The organism is Proteus genomosp. 4 str. ATCC 51469 (assembly GCF_003144375.1).
Taxonomy (GTDB): Bacteria; Pseudomonadota; Gammaproteobacteria; order Enterobacterales; family Enterobacteriaceae; genus Proteus.
This window is the reverse complement of the sequence record NZ_PENV01000023.1, coordinates 1-17,186: the sequence shown is the minus strand read 5'-3', so window position 1 is coordinate 17,186 and position 17,186 is coordinate 1. Positions and strand designations below refer to the sequence as shown.

Sequence of the window (17,186 nt, the reverse complement as noted above, 5' to 3'; positions counted from 1 at the left end):
TGCTGACTACTTCACTTTATTAACGAGGCTAATTTTTAAGAATAATATTTATTCTTTTTAATTTATCCCTACTCTTTCTATTAGTTATTTTTACTTATCGTAATCGTATTTAGCTTTTTATTTTTATTCAGGATAAAGTGCAATTAATACACTTTATCCTCACTCTGATATTAGAAAATAGTAAATGGCATAATTACGTTAAATTTAACGTCTTTTTCATCTTGGAAGATATTACCAAAACCACCTTCATAACTTGGGATATCGGAATGGTTATCATAACGGGTATAATGAAGCTTAAAGAGTGTCCCTTTAGCGCGACCTTCTTGAACCGTATACATAATATCCGCATTCCATGCACTTTCTCTGATGCGCTGACCTTGATCATAAATGGCTTTACCACTTGGCTTAGCATCCCATGCATAAACATAAGAGGTACCTACCGCCCAGCCAGATAGATCCCAATTTTTCAGGTCATACATTACACCCGCATAAAGTGCTTTTTCACCGTTGGCGTTAAAGTCAGAACGGCCATCCCACCACACATCAAGACGACCATTTGATGTCGCCCAACCCGGAGTCATACGTTGTAAGAAATAACCTTGATTACCTTCAGCTTTAACCCATGTTCCTTCTACTTTGAAGTCAAATACATTGTAGGTATAACCAAAAGTCAGTGCTTGTAACCATGCCAGCCCATCATAAACATCATTAACGCCACCACCGGTCACTTTATCTTTAGCACCGTAGAATTGGTAAGACGTTCTTAATGCATTGTCAGCAATTGGGAAATCATAAGAAACTTTACCAAAGTACTGATCGATATAACCATCGGCCTGACCAAATGCAGCTTCTAACACTAGGCTGTTTTTAAAATCATATTTGGCGCCGAAAGAGTGAAGATAGCTGATATTCGTTTCTAGATCAGCTTTACGGAAGTTATACATATTCCGATACCATGGTGCTTTGTATTCATCTGTCCACATATAGGAGAAAGATAATTCACCACTTTTATCGAAATCGAAGACTGCACCAGCTTCAGCACCACGGTAAGTTCCTGGTAAGAAGCTCCAATGTGGACGCAATAAACTTTGGCCTTTAGGTTGAATATACCCACCTTGTGCCCAGAAGTTGCCTAATTTGAATTTCGCAGCTGCTTTATAAACGCTCATACCACTGCGATCGCCAGTCCATTTTTCATCCCAGCGACTTTTTGCATCACTAAAACCGATTTCATTAGGTGCAGCAGGGCCACTATTATTCAATTCAGCTGCACCAAAGGCTGCTAAATCAATACCAATAAAATCACCTAGATAACCTGATGAGAAGTCTAGATTAGCGTTGAAAGTAGAATGGTGTAGGTTGGCTTTGTATTTACCGTAATCAGGACTATTTGGTGTTAACTCTTTTCTATCACGGTCACGTTGCCAATAAAAAAGACCACCTGTTAAGGTTGAGTCATCAATAAATCCTTCAGCATGAGACATTTTTGCAGGTAGTGCAGTTACAAGCAATGCGCCCATAACGGCAAGTGCCACCCTGCCTGGTTTAGCATGTTGCATAACCATAGCATTGTTTCCTCTTTGACTTTGACTAAAAAAGAAATAAGCACAATGCCTATTTCCAAATATAAAACCCCAAGTGGGGAAAAAACCTAAATTAGGTTAGAAACAGCATATTTTTCGCGACGCGAATTATCAACCAAAAAAAAAGAATTTTTATCAAAATATGACCAAGGGCACATAACTAAATGATCGTTTCATTTTCTTGCTTTTATAAGCTCTCATTAAAAATAAACATAACAAATTGATTTAATTTAATTTTTTAGACTAATCTTTAAACGATATTAGATTTCGTTTTTATTAAAAGGAATAATAAGTAGTGCTTATAAATAAGCTTTTTTAACGATGTAAAATATGTGCTTTCAATCACAATTTTCTTACTACAGTCTTATTGAATGAAATGTTATGAAAAAACGGAAGAATAAAGTGATAACAAGTTAATTATTTCAAATGAAATAAATAAAAAGTTATCGTTTGGAATGAAAAATTTGAGATTAATTGATCCTAAAAGAATAAATACTAAATATAAACAGATGAAAATTTGTACAAAATTAGAAAGAAAACAGATAAAAAAATGCTCGATAACTAATTACCGAGCATTCTATTAATTTTGGTGCTAACTATTGCGACTCAAAATAAGGTTTAAATTAACCTTGTTGAGAAATCTTAGCCCAAGTATCACGTAAGCCTACTGTGCGGTTAAACACTAACTTATCCGCTGTTGATAGCTTATCAGCACAGAAGTAGCCTTCACGCTCAAATTGATACGCTTTTTCGATAGCTGCATCTTTTAAGCTACGTTCAACAAAACCTTCACGAATAACTAAAGATTCAGGGTTAATTGTTGATAAGAAATCATCTTCTGCCGCTGGGTTTGGTACGCTAAAGAGACGGTCATACAGACGTATTTCAGCAGGAACAGCATGTGGAATACTTACCCAGTGAATAACACCTTTTACTTTACGGCCATCAGCAGGATCTTTATTTAAAGTCTCAGCATCATAAGTACAGTAAATGGTCGTAATTTCGCCTTGTTCGTCTTTTTCGACACGTTCTGCTTTAATCACATAAGCATTACGTAAACGTACTTCTTTACCTAGCACCAGACGTTTATATTGGCGGTTTGCTTCTTCTTTGAAGTCAGCACGATCAATATAAATTTCACGGCTAAATGGCACTTCACGCGTTCCCATTTCCGGTTTATTTGGGTGATTCGGCGCAGTTAAAATCTCTTCGCCTTCTGGCATATTTTCAATCACTAAACGAACTGGATCGATAACAGCCATTGCACGAGGTGCATTTTCGTTTAAATCATCACGAATACAAGATTCTAATGCTGCCATTTCAACATTATTTTCTTGTTTCGTTACACCAATACGTAAACAGAATTCACGAATAGAGTCAGCGGTATAACCACGACGACGTAAGCCTGAAATGGTTGGCATACGCGGATCATCCCAACCATTGACGATGTTTTCTGTCACAAGCTGATTCAGCTTACGCTTTGACATCACAGTATATTCAAGGTTAAGACGAGAGAATTCATATTGACGAGGATGACAAGGGATAGTGATATTATCCAGCACCCAATCATATAAACGACGGTTATCTTGGAATTCTAACGTACATAAAGAATGAGTGATATTTTCCAGAGCATCTGAGATACAGTGGGTAAAATCATACATTGGATAAATGCACCATTTATTTCCAGTTTGGTGGTGTTCAGCGAATTTAATACGATAAAGCACCGGATCACGCATAACGATAAAAGGTGATGCCATATCAATTTTCGCACGTAAACACGCTTTACCTTCTTCAAAGCCACCAGCACGCATTTTTTCAAACAGCGCTAAGTTCTCTTCTACGCTACGTGAGCGATAAGGGCTGTTTTTACCTGGCTCTTTTAATGTACCGCGATATTCACGAATTTCTTCAGCGCTCAACTCATCGACATAAGCTAAGCCTTTATTAATCAACTCAATCGCATATTGATAGAGTTGATCAAAATAATCTGAGGAGTAATGAACGCTACCTTCCCATTGGAAACCTAACCACTGAACATCTTTTTGAATTGAGTTGATGTACTCAATATCTTCTTTTACTGGATTGGTATCATCAAAACGTAAATTACATTTACCCTGGTAATCTTTAGCAATACCAAAATTCAGACAAATTGATTTCGCATGGCCGATATGAAGATAGCCATTAGGTTCAGGTGGGAAACGCGTATGCACGCTATCATGTTTCCCAGTTGCCAGATCTTCGTCAATTATTTGACGAATAAAGTTAGTTGGGCGGGCATCTGCCTCATTCATGGTCATTTTTTCCTCAAAGCAAAACGCATAATTAACCCACTATAATCCAATAAGTTTACTCAAATCAAGCTATTGTTTTAAAATCAACAATTTACAATTGAATTATTATGTAATTAACAAGAAAATACATGTCAAAACATGACAATACCAGACAAATAAATCAACGCATTACAGGTTTTAATGAGTGCATTTTATCATAAAAACACCCCGCCATAACATCCAAAAAACGTTTGGATGGATATCCACTACTGACCTAAATTTACATTAGTGCTAAACTCACCCATCAATTTTTATTATAGATAATTTAATATGCTCCAGTTATTTGCGCGATACTTTTCTGTTGGTGTTATTAACACGCTCCTGCATTGGGTGGTGTTCGGCATTTTGGTTTATTTAGTTTCCACAACACAGGCCACTGCGAACCTGATCGCATTCGTCATTGCTGTCACCTTCTCCTTCTTTGCTAATGCTAAGTTTACATTTAAAAAGAAAGCAACCGGTGGCCGATATATTGCATTCACAGTATTTATGGGTGTACTAAGTTACTTGACTGGATTTATAGCCGATAAACTCGATGCGATGCCAATAATTACCCTAGTTGCATTTTCAGCAATTAGCCTTGTTCTTGGTTTTTTCTACTCAAAATTATTTGTCTTTAAAGGAATAGAGTAATGAAAATTTCTTTAGTTGTTCCTGTTTTCAACGAAGAAGAAGCGATACCTATTTTTTATAAAACGGTTCGTGAAAATGAAGAACTAAAAAAATATGATGTTGAAATTATTTTTATTAATGATGGTAGTAAAGATTCAACTGAAAATATCATCAATGCGTTGTCGTTAGCTGATGAGCAAGTAGTAGCATTAAGTTTTACTAGAAACTTTGGTAAAGAACCTGCACTTTTTGCAGGATTAGATCATGCCACTGGTGAAGCTATAATCCCTATTGATGTTGACCTTCAAGACCCAATAGAAGTTATTCCACAATTAATAGAAAAATGGAAACAAGGCGCCGATGTTGTTTTAGCGAAAAGAACTGACCGCTCTACTGATGGTTGGTTGAAACGTAAAACAGCAGAATGGTTCTATAAACTGCATAACAAAATCAGTACGCCAAAGATTGAAGAAAACGTGGGTGACTTCCGCTTAATGTCTCGTGAAACGGTTGAGAATATTAAGTTGCTTCCTGAACGCAATCTATTTATGAAAGGCGTTCTATCTTGGGTTGGTGGAAAAGTAGATATCGTCAAATATTCTCGTGCTGAGCGTTCTGCTGGTGAATCAAAATTTAATGGTTGGAAGCTTTGGAATCTTGCATTAGAAGGAATCACCAGTTTTTCAACCTTTCCTCTGCGTATGTGGACCTATATTGGATTATTCGTTGGGGCGATTTCATTTATCTATGGTGGATGGATGATTATAGATAAAATGGTATGGGGAAATCCCGTGCCTGGTTACCCATCATTATTGGTTTCCATATTATTCCTTGGTGGAATTCAGCTTATTGGCATCGGTGTTCTTGGCGAATATATCGGAAGAATATATATAGAAAGTAAGGATAGACCTAGATATTTACTTAAAAAAGGTGAGAAATGAATAATAAACATCAAGGTGCATTATTGGCAATATTTATACCTATTTTTTTATTTTTTTTCCCTGTTATTATTTCTGGCGTCCATTATAGGGATGATTTAGAGCGCTCGTTCTCTGGTGGGTATGGCTGGACTGAATTAGGGAGACCTTTTGCCGATTGGATAATGAAGTTTATATCACTCAGTGACGATCTTTTAGTAGATACAACTCCATTTCCAGCCATGTTGTCAATAATTATATTAGTTGCTTCTGTTTATATTTATTGGAAAAAAGTGGATAAGAGTGAATGTATTTGGGTTGCCATCGCTCTATCTGCTATTGTCATAAATCCATTTTTTATTCAGAATATTTTATTTAAATTCGATGTTTTACCAATGTCTATGGCGATGGCGTTTGCTATCATTGCATCTGCCGTAGATATAACAAATAAAAAAAGCATAATAATAAGTATTATTTTATTAATATTATCATTATCACTTTATCAGTCTTGTACAAACATTTTTATTGGCTTAATTTCTATTTCTGCATTGTTTAAAATAAATAACAGCAATGAGACGATTAAAGATATTATAAAGAAATTAATTATTTTTTTCATTGGATATCTTATTTATTTTTCTTTAACTAAAATTTTCATAAGTGATCTATCATCAAGATCTGAAATAGTTACAATAGATTACAATGGTTTTTTATCAATAATAAAAAATATGAATGACTTTATATTTTTTACACTTTCTTTTATTAATAAAACTATTTCCATTATTTTATTAATACCAACCATGTGTTTTTTATTCTTATTATTGAAAATAGAAAAAAGAAACATTAAGATATCTATTTTAAATAAAATATTAATAGCTTTACTGTTAATTTCTTCAATATTCGGCCCATTACTTATATTAAAAACGCCAGCATTAATGCCAAGAACTCTATCAGGATTTGGTGCTATTATGGCAGCTATTTCTATTTCATCAATTTTACTATTTAACAATGCTATTTCAAAATTCCTTGTGATTATATCGTTAATTGTTCCAATATCACTAAGCTATTCTAGCAATCGTGCTGTTGAGGAACAAAGAAAGTTTGAAAACTCCATTTTTTACAGCATAAAGGATGATCTTAAATTATTTGATGAAAACAAAAGAGTTTATTTCTCAGGAAAGGTACCTTTATCACAGCGCTCTAAAATAGCATCTAATAATAATCGACTTGTAAGTTATATGATTAGTCCAGCATCAGAGTGGATAGCCACCCTCCAATTAAAAGCTATTGGTCAAAAAAACGTAAGTCACGGATATGGGGAAGAATCTAGAAATAAAGATATAATTAGTGATTATATCTCAAATTCTGGAAAGCCAATAATAATAAGAGATATGTATTGCATATATGATATTAATAATAATATATATGTAGATTTTAAATAAATCAAACAATGAAACCGCCCATACTGGGCGGTTTCTATTACGCTAAATATCCCATGAATATTGAATTTTTAGTTATATTGCTAATTCCACCATTAGCTAATGTTACCCCTGGTCTAATTGTATTTCCTTGAGCTGCAAGTATTCCTCCAAATTGTATCATCGATGTAATTGAGCTATGCCTAACAAATTGACTATTAAAAACCTTACAGTTTGATACTTGTGATTGAGAGCCATCTACAAAGTAAAATTTACAGTTATTAAATTCTATATTAGGCGTACTTAAAGATCCTGAATATGTACTAAAGTCTCTAATCTCACATCCTTCTGCTCTCACAATCCCATCATTTACACTATACATAATACTAACTCCTTCACAATTAATAAGTTTTATATTTGGTACTAACCTATTTTCGCCATTCTGATTAGAGGTGTTAGGATTTAATCCAATACTAGACCTACCCGGAACCCTTCTTCTTGAACAGGAACTTATTACATTAGATATTATAATAATGGAGTTGCCATTAATTGTATCAGCAGGTTTATTTGCAAATGTCAAACTATAATCTGGAAAAGAGACAGGTACAATATGATGCTTATCTGATGGCATTTTCATAAATTTAATATTTTCAATATTAATAAAATCAGGGAATAATGATCCCGTCACCAACCCACCAGAAAAACCAATTACTTCAAAATCAAAGTTGTATAAAAATAATGGTGCTTTAACTATTATGTTTGATACTGATATGCTATTAGCCCATGGTTTTTTATCAATAAACCCATAATCTCCAGATGAAGCAAACTTAATTAATGTTATTTTGTATGGATATTCATCCGTTCCACCGCTTAAATCAATACGCTCATCAATTTCCACTAAAATATTATCTGCAACAATATTTCCATAAAATACACCGCCGTAGTCCCATCTAGCATTTATAAGATCATAGCTACTTAAAGATACAAAATCCCCTCTTCCCGGTACTTTTCCTTTAATAAAGGTTGAGTTTTTTACTGATAACGTACCACCACCGACACCATACGTTACTCCATAAACTCCAAATGTAACATTATCAACAAATACGTTATGTAAAAATGAATGAACGTCAAACCTATTAATATGACTATTTTCCACATAAACGCCATTAACAACATTCATACCAATAGCGGGCATTCCGCCATCAATACCGAAATTTGTAATTGACATATTCGCGACAAAATCACCCCCTAATAAATAAGATGCGGAATTTCCTTCAAAACCAGAGCCAGACCATTTTGATAAATGTATATCACATACTTTATTTAAATAAATAATTGTCCGAGATTTATTTATTGAGGTATTATTTTTAAAATTAAACCCTACCAAATTACATTTATTTCTTTCGATAGAGAATGCTTGCAACTGGGGTGCATTAGATGAATCTATATTTATATCTTTAATCGTAATATATTTATTCGGTTGTTTCCTAAATAAAACGCTTCCTAAATCACCTCCCGCAATGGAGATATCTATCGGGTAATTTAATATGCCACCTTTAAAAACCTTAAATACTTCTCTTAATTTATAATAAACAGAATCTGTTGGATATCGCTTACCAAAATTTATATTGGTATCAAAACAAATGACACCTTCACTAAATTCATAACTGTTATTTTTTATTGTTGTCCTATCTGCATACAGAGTCCCTGGCTCCCAATCATTGGGAATGGTTTCCAGTGGCGTTAATGGGTCTAAGACACGGAATGCTGGAATAAACTCCCATTCAGGACGTAATTCAGATTGAATAAATAAAACATCAGCACCATTGAAATTCACATCTGTTGAGATGATGATTTCAGCAGTTGAGTTAACACTAAACGATTTAACTCCATAATAAATCGCCTCTTCACCAGAGTAATTGCAATATGCATGTAATTTTCTGACGTTATCTGTCATATCTCCATTTTCAGAAACTGAGAAATTTAACGCATAATTTGCAGGAAAGTACTCCAGCAATCCAACGCACAGCCAGTCACTATTAGGTGATGAGTTTGGCTCAACCGTAACTGGGTAATTCCCTGCAATATTGATATAATAAAAACCATCTGAATGGATTAATGCATCGTTAGCATTGTTGACTGTCCCTCCATTCTGAAAACTACCTTTCTTTTTATATCGGGTTAAAATCCCTCTCGCTATTAAATCCGCACCTGAAGATCTCTCTAGTTCATTCCGCAAGTTGGCGTCACCAACGCTAAGCCATTTCCCTACACCAATACCACCTGAGTTGTCTGGAGTTGAATCAACAGGAACTGATTTTGGCAACACTCCATCCCAGCGATAATACTCTCCCGTAGCTTCATCACGTAAAATTTGATTGGGCAATCTTATTTCCGCACCTTTCTGGAATGAGTCTAATGTGATATATCCAAATTGAGATATTGCTTGTTGAGCAACCCACCGCAACCCTTCGATTGTAAAATGCTCTTGCCCGAATCTATCGATATATTTGTTTTTCATTGACGTAACGAACTCGTCAATTTTACCTGAGTTAAATTTCAGGTCTTTCGCTGCTTCACTTGGAACTGGATTTTGTGTTGGAATTGTAGACATAATTTTTCCCAATAAAAAAGCCAGCACTTAGGCTGGCTATGGTTGAAATGAATTTAATTAAACGTTGTAATCTTTCTTTGCAGAAAAATACTCACTTGCTGTAATGCTATAAGTTCCATCTGCATTAGGCTTTTTGTCGCTTACAATCCATCTCATTGAGTCCATTTCAACGATATTGGATATAACGTAACGTGATGGCGATTGAACATTCATACCGTCATAGATATTTAGTTGGATATCAGGTACATCAGCGATAAACCCGTAAGCTGTATCGCTTCTCGGTGTGGCTTTAAATCTTTCCGTTGTATTACCTAGATGATCGGTAACACAAACAAACATCTCACCATCAAAAACAACTTTTTCATTTGTTGAAAATTGATTTCCGATCCTCTCAACTATATAACCTGCCTGTTGATTCTTATCGTATGTGTCAGCAACAATAACTAAGTCTCCAGGATAAACATAATCACCATCTGCGAGAGTTTGCACGCTGATGCTCATACGCTGATGTATTAACCTATCCATTTCCAACAGCGCCCTATCTATCGCCTGATGCTCATTGCGACATCCGTGGATGGTTATTTTGTTAGGGTTTTTAGCAGGTTTGTTAATTATCTTGTTATCTTCAATACGATATTTAAGGTAGGTTTTTTTGTTTGTTTTAGGGTTTACGTATTCGATTTCAACACCATCATTACCGCTCGGCATTGTCATATCATAAGAGAGTGAGAATCCGTTTCCTGTCGTGTTAGCTCTATTAAAGGTTCCAGATGGATATTGCTTTTCCTCCTCACGAGTAAATGTAAGTACACCGTTATCCCAAAATGAAATAACACGAGCAACATTGCATATTGTTTCTATGCGCTGACCAAGTGACACATCTTCATCATCAAACGTGTAATCAAAATATCCTAAACGCTTATCTGGAAGTGATTCATAGATTGAATACAAACCATATAAATCTATGGTACTTTCTGGTTGCCCTGCGGTGACTAACCATGTATGGGTAACGGCATCAGCAAATGATCGTGATGGTCGTAAAGTATAATCAACACTGCGGCTATTCGTGTCGTAACTAATAACATGTCTTGTTGCTAGTGCGTTGTATTTACGCTCTCTAGCACTGGTTGGACTTTCAGTTGCTCGCACGCTCACTCGAACCAGAGTGTCTTCACTATGAATTTCATTAATTCTTTCACGTACAATATGAGCTTCTTCAAGCTTCAGAATGCTGTGATCATTGCTGTTTTCCAATCTCGTCAGTTGAAAAGCATATCTGCCATATCCAGCTAATGGCGTGAACTTTCCCGTAAGATAGTATGTTTTCGTCTTTGGTGCAGATGGAAACCCTTTATCAAAAGACTCTCTTGTTCCTGATATCTCATTGTTATTCTCATCAACCTTCCAGAACTCAATTCTTGCGCTAGCCCAATCACCATCACCAAGTTGGGCGTTTAAATGCACCCATAACTCACCACCATCTAAGGGGGAAAAGAAAGGCCCTACTGTCAGGAACTGATTGTCATAGAGAATAAACTTTGATGTATTAACAATTGCATTAGGCGGTAAAGTTGACAAATCACCACCAGTTAAATTAGTGAAAAATAATTCGTAGTAATATTTTGGTGAAATAATAGCGCCATCATCACTTTCTTTCGCATCGGATAAATAGGAATCAACCTTAATATCCTTTGTAACAGAACCCTGTGGAGTATCATAAGTCACGTTAACAATAAGGCTTACTGATCGAGGCTTTACGATATCCATGAAGTATCGAAACTCATCTTGTTTCTCTATCTTTATGGCAGCCTCACCACCTTTAATTTCACCAGAAATAACATTATTAGCAGCAGCTTGATATTGTGGTATTTCGTCACTTTCATTCGGACCCGGTATTTCTTGTCCGTCAACATCAGGGAATTCGAAACCCTCGAATATCTGCGGAATCACTTCACCCGGTTGGAATATCTGATAACTAGCACCATCAAGAGCGATTAATTCAGACTCTGAATATTTCACATTTTCTATGGTGTAGTAACCGATACCAAAGTTCATCCACTCCGTGACCATCTTTTTATTATCGATGTATTCAAACATTGATTGCTGAATGAGATCAGGGAAGGCTCTAACTTGTCCGTGAATTTCAGGTCTGGCTTGATATGTTCTCGCTATATTGGTTTGACCTGTTAATCGGTTATTAGGGCTTTCCTTTGCGTTTATATCAGCAGCACTAAATGATGGAGCCTTAGGAGCTAGGAATGAAAATATCTTGGAGACAAACTTAAATACTGGGTTGAGAATGTCGCCAACAATCCCTTTCGGTTGATCGAATATTTGAATGTGATGAGATTCACTAACAATAAAGTTAAGGTTGTCATCGTCGTTAAGCTTTACGCCGTTAACATAGATATCAACGTCATGATGAAAGTTTTGCTCTTTTAACCAATCAAAAAAAAGAGAGCCGGCTTTTATCTCGACTCTCTCTTTCGGCATTCCAGCGACACGCTGAATTTCAATTATTGGCATATTTCATAAACTCCAACTTAGTGAACTTTCTCTCGAGCACAATCAATCTATCCATTCTCACAGAGCCGTTTTCACCCCGACTATGTAATACGTTACCATCGATAACCAAGCCAATGTGAGCGGGTTTTGAGCCTATATATCCTATAAATATTCCGTTATTTTCTGATTGATTTACTTTCTCCCAAAACTCAACTTCATTTTTATAGCAAGTCACAAAATCAGTTTCCGACTCATATCCAGCGTCATGGTGGATCTCAATACCTAGAACGTGACGATAATAGAGAACAACAAGCCCCCAACAATCCATAGCGTCAAATGTACAAGACCTGTTTTTCCATGGTTTACCAATGACCTTATTGATGAAATCTTGAGTTTTCATACCGCCTCCAAGCCCGGCCATTCTTGTGGCTCATAAATTCGCCCAATGTTTTTATTCAATGGGTTGCTCATAGATAGCGTGACAGTGACGCTTTCATGATCCATCGACACATCTTTCACAAATAATTTCCATCGAGTAATTGCTGTGCCTTTGTCTTTCTCATCAAATAAGCGATAAGTAGCCTCTATGGGTGTCATCCTATTGAATGATTTCCATAGTTTAAGTTTCTGTTTAAAGTCTTGTGCGACACGGCTGAATTTAACACTAGCATCAATGATGGGCGTTCGGCTTTGCTGGCTGTCCGATAGTTCGAAATTACACGGCTGATATTCAACCCCACCTAGAACCTTTGGGAAGACTTGATAAGAAACAAGATAGATATCACCAAATGACGGATGACTAAATTGCAGTGTCTCATAAAGTATTCTGTTTGGCCTTTGTGCCCGATACTCTCTTAGTGTAGGCATTACAGCTCCTTATACTTTGGTAGAGTCTCAGTAACGATAATGTCAAGCCAACTTCCAAATGATGGAGGAAACTCAACAATAATATCGTCGAATTCATCATCTGAATTATAAAGTTTCTTGCTAATAACTTGACCAGTCCATGTTACAGAAGATCCATTAATACTGGTTTGCACTGGATAGGAAACAAAATGCAATTCCTGCTCCTGCAACCCACTACCACCCAGATTAATTTTCATCCTGAACCAGCGATTGCAATTATCAAGATAGTTAGGACTTCGCAGCCATTGGGCAAACGCACGCTCCTGTTGAAGTGTAAATATCCAATTCACACTCCATACAGTTTTTAAGTCATCAGTGAGCTTCTGAAATATAGGTGCGCCTACCTGTGGCTGATCTGTCAAGAAACCAGTATCTAGCGTCATGCTTTTATCGGCTTTCTGCGCCAGAGGAAGCCAATCAGGGTAATTAATAACCATATATCAACCTCTTGCTCTCGCTGTTGCCGATGTGTTTCTTGTGATGGATTGAAGCATAGGGCCTTTGTTATCCATATCCATAATGAACGCCTGAATAGTTAGCGTATTTCCATCTTGTGATGTCTGTGCATCAAACTTGTGGCCACCAGATGAATAGTCATTAAAGACAACATTCACATTCATACCGCCACCTTGCATATCTTTATTGGAAATCACCTTTCCATTGTCACCGGGGATCATGTATTGACGACCGTTGTTAGCCTTGAATATCTCAGGCTTGCCACCTTCACCAACTCGATACATTGAACCAGCGTCAACAGGGCCACCATTTTTACGAGCGCCTGCAATTGCACCAACACCAAGCACAGCGATTGCGGCTAAACCTATTTTTGCTGCTGTCCCCATTGACGCGATTGATGCCATAATTGCCGCAGGTGTCCAAGCGGCCGTTGTTGTGGCAGCTGCTGCCGTGCTCACTGCCGTTTGCGTTCCGATAGCCGCCGTTTGCACCGCCGTTGTTGCTGCGATAGCTCCTTGTTGCGCAGCTGCGCCAAACCAAGCGGCTTTAGCTTGTTCAATTCCAGCCTGAACAAAGGTGTTAATTAGGCTATTCAAAACTGTATTACCAATTGATCTTAATGCGTCAGAAGCCTCCATTGAGCCGGTAATTATTCCCGTAAGTGCATTTGATGCGCTACCAGAGAATGCATCTAGTGCAGCTGCGGCAGCTTCGTTTCCTAATGATTGATTTCTCCAAAGCTCATACATAGCATCAGTTCTAGCTTGCTCATATTGGGTATTTGCGGCATTCATTAACTCTAAGCTTTGCTGCTCAGTTAAAACCTTTTGGTTTTCATACTCTTTTATAAGTGCAAGTTTCTGAGCGTGCTCGTTAGCTAATGCTTGAATGGGGTCTGCTTTCCCTTTGAGATCATCTTGAGGAGATACAACTTTTTTAGCCTTTATTTCGGCTATCTTTTGTTGGTATTCCGCTTCAATTTCAGCTTTACGCCTTGCTGCCTGTTCAGTGAGAGATACATCATCTTTTGTTATCCGCTCTAAGTCTGCCAACTGTTTATCGTGAGATTCTTTAGCCTTGGCAACTAAATCAAGCTCAAGTGCGGCTTTCTTATCTGCTAGATTACGCTCAATGTTGTATTTTTCTTCTGCTAGCTGCTCCGCTTTTTCAATCTGCTTAGGAGATGCAGTATCACCCAATGCTTTAACCGCGTCATACTTAGCCATTTCAAGAGATCCGTCTTTATAACCTTTGTTCAAAAGCTCAATTTCTTCTCTCTGGCGCTTTAGCGCTTCGTATGCTGCGTCTGTGGATTTGGTTGATTCCTTGGTTTTACTGTTGCGTTCTGATTCTGCATCCTTAGCCTCTTGAGCTGTAACTGCATACTGCTTTAACTTATTAATTTCCTTGTCATCTGTAATTCCATTATCTTCTGCGTAAAATTCAACCTGTATTTTTCTTTTTTCAATCTCACTTTTTGCGTTAGCTAATTTAGCTTCTCGCTCAAGTGATTTCTTTAGGTCAAGACCCTTCTCTGAAAGCTCGACAGTTAGCTGTGTTGAGTTAAAGCTTTCTTTTGCGGCTGTCGCTTCCTTTATTTGCTGGGTAATTCTACCAAATGCAGATTGCTCAATACCTAGAGTCATTGCGTTTTTTACACTAAGATCAATTGCTTCTTTTGTTTTTTCGTTATATTCCTTTTGTGCATCAGTAAGATATATCGTAATTAATCCAAAACGCTTTCTACTTGTCGCTAAATCACCTTCAAGCTTTGTGATTTCACGCAAGATCCTCGTAGTGTTCTTATCAATAAGCTCTGGCTGGTCTTTTAATGCCGTTTTTTGTAACTCAAGCTGCGCTCTTAATGCTGATAGTTGTTTTTCCTGCTCCTTCATCTCAAGAGTTAATAGCTCTTGTTTGTCTTTAGCATCCTGCGCATCACGAGCTATTTCTTGGTATGAAAGCTCCTTTAACTTATCTCTTAATTGGTCTATACCATCTGCAAAGTCTCTAGCGGCCTGCCTTGCTTGCTCTGTTTTTTGAGAGAAATAGATAAGCGCTGTGGCTGCTATCATGATAAAGCCAGCCGGCCCACCTATTAACCCAAGAGCGGATCTAAGTAATCCGATAGATTTAGTCCATGCCATACTCGCTAAATTCGCTCTTTCTTGTGATGCAGCGACAGCATTATTAGCCTGAACTAGTGCTAATTTAGCTGCTCTTTCTCTCTGTTGCGCAGCAGCTAACTCATTTGATAATAAAATACTTTTTTTGGATTGTTCGTTTTGATTTATATTGTTTTGTAGTCTAGCTCTATCAAGTTGAGCATTTCTTAAATCAGCCTGAGCCTTTCTTTGTGCTTGTATTGCTGCGTCTTGTTGAGCCCTTGCGCTTTCTTTCAGAGCCTTGCTTTGGTTTAGGGTTTGCACTGCGGAATTTTTCATTGATGTCGCTAAATTACCAAAATATCTTGCAGCTCCCAATGTTGCCAATCCGGCAATTGCCTGAGCGACTTCATCAAAATTATCAGACAGCACGGCAAACCCAGCAGAGACAGATCGAGTAATTCCTAGTGTCTGGTTCATCTCGCCATAATATGCTTTAGCGGAGTTCGTTAACTTTGTAAAACCATCTGCAATGGTGTTATCCATTGAGTCAGCAAGAGCGTTATTCTCTTCACGCGCCTTAATCATTGCATCAGCGAATAGTTTCATGGAAATGCCACCCTGCATTGCCATTTTCTTAACATCGTTTTCAGTGACTTTTACACCACCACGTAAACGAGATAATTCTTTAGCGATATCAGCAACAACAGAAGGCGTGGCATTTAAAACTGAGTGCCAATCATTGCCTTTTAGCGTACCGATAACCATAGCCCTATTAAGGGCGTTCATTGCGGATTCTGTTTGCTGTGCTCCTGTGGCGTTAGCTGTAAATGCAGAAGAAAGAGACTCAATGTAGTCAACTGTTTGAGTTGTGTTATAACCCAACTCTTTCATTGAAGTGGCAGAGCCAGCATATAGCTCTTGGGTTGTTTCAATCGCCTTACCGTTTCGGTTACTAACCTCTAAGAATCGTTGCTGTATCTCTGCATAGCGCTCAACATCACCTTCAACTGAATTAAGAGCCATTTTAATTCGTGCAGCCATTTGCCCCCACTCATCGACTGCGTTAATGATCGCACCAGCCGACAACGCAGAAGCTACAACACCAGCAACTTTTGATAGAGATAACATTGACTGCTCAGTGTTATTCGCCGCTCTAGATGTTCTGTTGAAACTGTCATCCATTCGATTTAGGCGTTGTTCTAATTGGCGTTGAGATGTAAGTAACTGACCGACATCCATTTGAACTTGATAAACGATTTCACCTACATCTGCCATTTCATGATCTCCAAAAATTAAAAACCCCGCCGATTGGCAGGGTTATGTTGATTTCATTACGCTTAATTGAATATATATTTGAGTTTTTTCATGTAATCTGATGCTTCATTAATATCACCAATTTTTTTCTTTGTTCTGTCTTCTGCGTTTATTAAACGAATAATATCAATAGACTCATTATCAATTGATATCTCATCTAAAGAATCATGTGAACTAATGTCTTTAATTGATATCCTATTAAATACGCATAGCGCATCACCAGCCAGATCTACGCCCATTTCATTTTTTGAAGTAAATGATTCATACACTCTCACTTTACTTCTATCATATTTATCATTAGCAATAGCTGATCTGCTTTAATCAAACAGGACACTTTAATAATGGAATATAATCCAATTATTGAGGTGTTAAATGAAAAAACGAACAAATAGATTTTATACTACTGAGTTTAAGCAAGAAGCGGTC

At 37.1% G+C, this 17,186-nt stretch carries 12 protein-coding genes; 3 read left to right on the top strand and 9 right to left on the bottom strand.

Annotated elements, in window-relative coordinates:
* Positions 1-170 precede the first annotated feature (170 nt).
* Together chiP and glnS are read right to left on the bottom strand one after the other, a co-directional pair.
* The gene (gene chiP / locus DK866_RS17850; RefSeq protein WP_099075900.1) at positions 171-1,565 is read right to left on the bottom strand and encodes a chitoporin ChiP; all 1,395 of its coding nucleotides are present in this window, start codon (positions 1,563-1,565) and stop codon (positions 171-173) included.
* A 641-nt stretch (positions 1,566-2,206) separates the two neighbouring features.
* A complete protein-coding gene (gene glnS, locus DK866_RS17845; protein WP_109410000.1) occupies positions 2,207-3,874 on the bottom strand; it encodes a glutamine--tRNA ligase in 1,668 nt (555 codons plus the stop codon).
* A 309-nt stretch (positions 3,875-4,183) separates the two neighbouring features.
* Between glnS and DK866_RS17840 the strand changes: the two genes are divergently transcribed.
* The 3 genes from DK866_RS17840 to DK866_RS17830 are packed head-to-tail and all read left to right on the top strand — an operon-like array spanning position 4,184 to position 6,881.
* Positions 4,184-4,546: a GtrA family protein gene (locus DK866_RS17840; RefSeq protein ID WP_109409999.1), complete on the top strand. Its 363-nt coding sequence runs from the start codon at positions 4,184-4,186 to the stop codon at positions 4,544-4,546.
* Positions 4,546-5,466 carry a glycosyltransferase family 2 protein gene (locus DK866_RS17835; RefSeq protein ID WP_109409998.1) on the top strand — a complete coding sequence of 307 codons (921 nt, stop codon included), beginning with the start codon at positions 4,546-4,548 and terminating at the stop codon, positions 5,464-5,466. The genes DK866_RS17840 and DK866_RS17835 overlap by 1 nt, the downstream gene beginning before the upstream one ends.
* On the top strand, positions 5,463-6,881 hold the full coding sequence (locus DK866_RS17830) for a glucosyltransferase domain-containing protein (protein ID WP_109409997.1): 1,419 nt from the start codon (positions 5,463-5,465) through the stop codon (positions 6,879-6,881). Before DK866_RS17835 ends, DK866_RS17830 begins: the two co-directional genes overlap by 4 nt.
* A 37-nt stretch (positions 6,882-6,918) precedes the next feature.
* Here the strand turns inward: DK866_RS17830 and DK866_RS19885 are convergent, their stop codons facing one another.
* From DK866_RS19885 to DK866_RS17795, 7 genes are all read right to left on the bottom strand, one after another.
* Positions 6,919-9,471, bottom strand: a complete 2,553-nt coding sequence (locus tag DK866_RS19885) for a hypothetical protein (protein WP_162557031.1) — start codon at positions 9,469-9,471, stop codon at positions 6,919-6,921.
* Positions 9,472-9,528: 57 nt separating this feature from the next.
* Positions 9,529-11,997 (bottom strand): host specificity factor TipJ family phage tail protein, encoded by a 2,469-nt coding sequence (locus DK866_RS17820; RefSeq protein WP_109409996.1) that lies wholly within the window; start codon positions 11,995-11,997, stop codon positions 9,529-9,531.
* Complete coding sequence (locus tag DK866_RS17815) at positions 11,984-12,376, bottom strand: NlpC/P60 family protein (RefSeq protein ID WP_109409995.1); 393 nt, start codon at positions 12,374-12,376, stop codon at positions 11,984-11,986. The genes DK866_RS17820 and DK866_RS17815 overlap by 14 nt, the downstream gene beginning before the upstream one ends.
* Positions 12,373-12,843, bottom strand: coding sequence for a DUF1833 family protein (locus DK866_RS17810; protein ID WP_004247776.1), 471 nt, complete (start codon positions 12,841-12,843; stop codon positions 12,373-12,375). Before DK866_RS17810 ends, DK866_RS17815 begins: the two co-directional genes overlap by 4 nt.
* Entirely contained in the window at positions 12,843-13,319 is a 477-nt protein-coding gene (locus tag DK866_RS17805; protein WP_109409994.1) for a hypothetical protein, read from the bottom strand. The genes DK866_RS17810 and DK866_RS17805 overlap by 1 nt, the downstream gene beginning before the upstream one ends.
* A gap of 3 nt (positions 13,320-13,322) precedes the next feature.
* Positions 13,323-16,721, bottom strand: coding sequence for a tape measure protein (locus tag DK866_RS17800; RefSeq protein ID WP_109409993.1), 3,399 nt, complete (start codon positions 16,719-16,721; stop codon positions 13,323-13,325).
* A 62-nt stretch (positions 16,722-16,783) separates the two neighbouring features.
* Positions 16,784-17,029, bottom strand: a complete 246-nt coding sequence (locus DK866_RS17795) for a hypothetical protein (RefSeq protein ID WP_162557030.1) — start codon at positions 17,027-17,029, stop codon at positions 16,784-16,786.
* Positions 17,030-17,186 lie beyond the last annotated feature (157 nt).

Coding starts and splice junctions, on each gene's coding strand:
- chiP (WP_099075900.1), bottom strand. CDS start 1,565: ATGGTTATGCAACATGCTAAACCAGGCAGGGTGGCACTTGCCGTTATG.
- glnS (WP_109410000.1), bottom strand. CDS start 3,874: ATGAATGAGGCAGATGCCCGCCCAACTAACTTTATTCGTCAAATAATT.
- DK866_RS17840 (WP_109409999.1), top strand. CDS start 4,184: ATGCTCCAGTTATTTGCGCGATACTTTTCTGTTGGTGTTATTAACACG.
- DK866_RS17835 (WP_109409998.1), top strand. CDS start 4,546: ATGAAAATTTCTTTAGTTGTTCCTGTTTTCAACGAAGAAGAAGCGATA.
- DK866_RS17830 (WP_109409997.1), top strand. CDS start 5,463: ATGAATAATAAACATCAAGGTGCATTATTGGCAATATTTATACCTATT.
- DK866_RS19885 (WP_162557031.1), bottom strand. CDS start 9,471: ATGTCTACAATTCCAACACAAAATCCAGTTCCAAGTGAAGCAGCGAAA.
- DK866_RS17820 (WP_109409996.1), bottom strand. CDS start 11,997: ATGCCAATAATTGAAATTCAGCGTGTCGCTGGAATGCCGAAAGAGAGA.
- DK866_RS17815 (WP_109409995.1), bottom strand. CDS start 12,376: ATGAAAACTCAAGATTTCATCAATAAGGTCATTGGTAAACCATGGAAA.
- DK866_RS17810 (WP_004247776.1), bottom strand. CDS start 12,843: ATGCCTACACTAAGAGAGTATCGGGCACAAAGGCCAAACAGAATACTT.
- DK866_RS17805 (WP_109409994.1), bottom strand. CDS start 13,319: ATGGTTATTAATTACCCTGATTGGCTTCCTCTGGCGCAGAAAGCCGAT.
- DK866_RS17800 (WP_109409993.1), bottom strand. CDS start 16,721: ATGGCAGATGTAGGTGAAATCGTTTATCAAGTTCAAATGGATGTCGGT.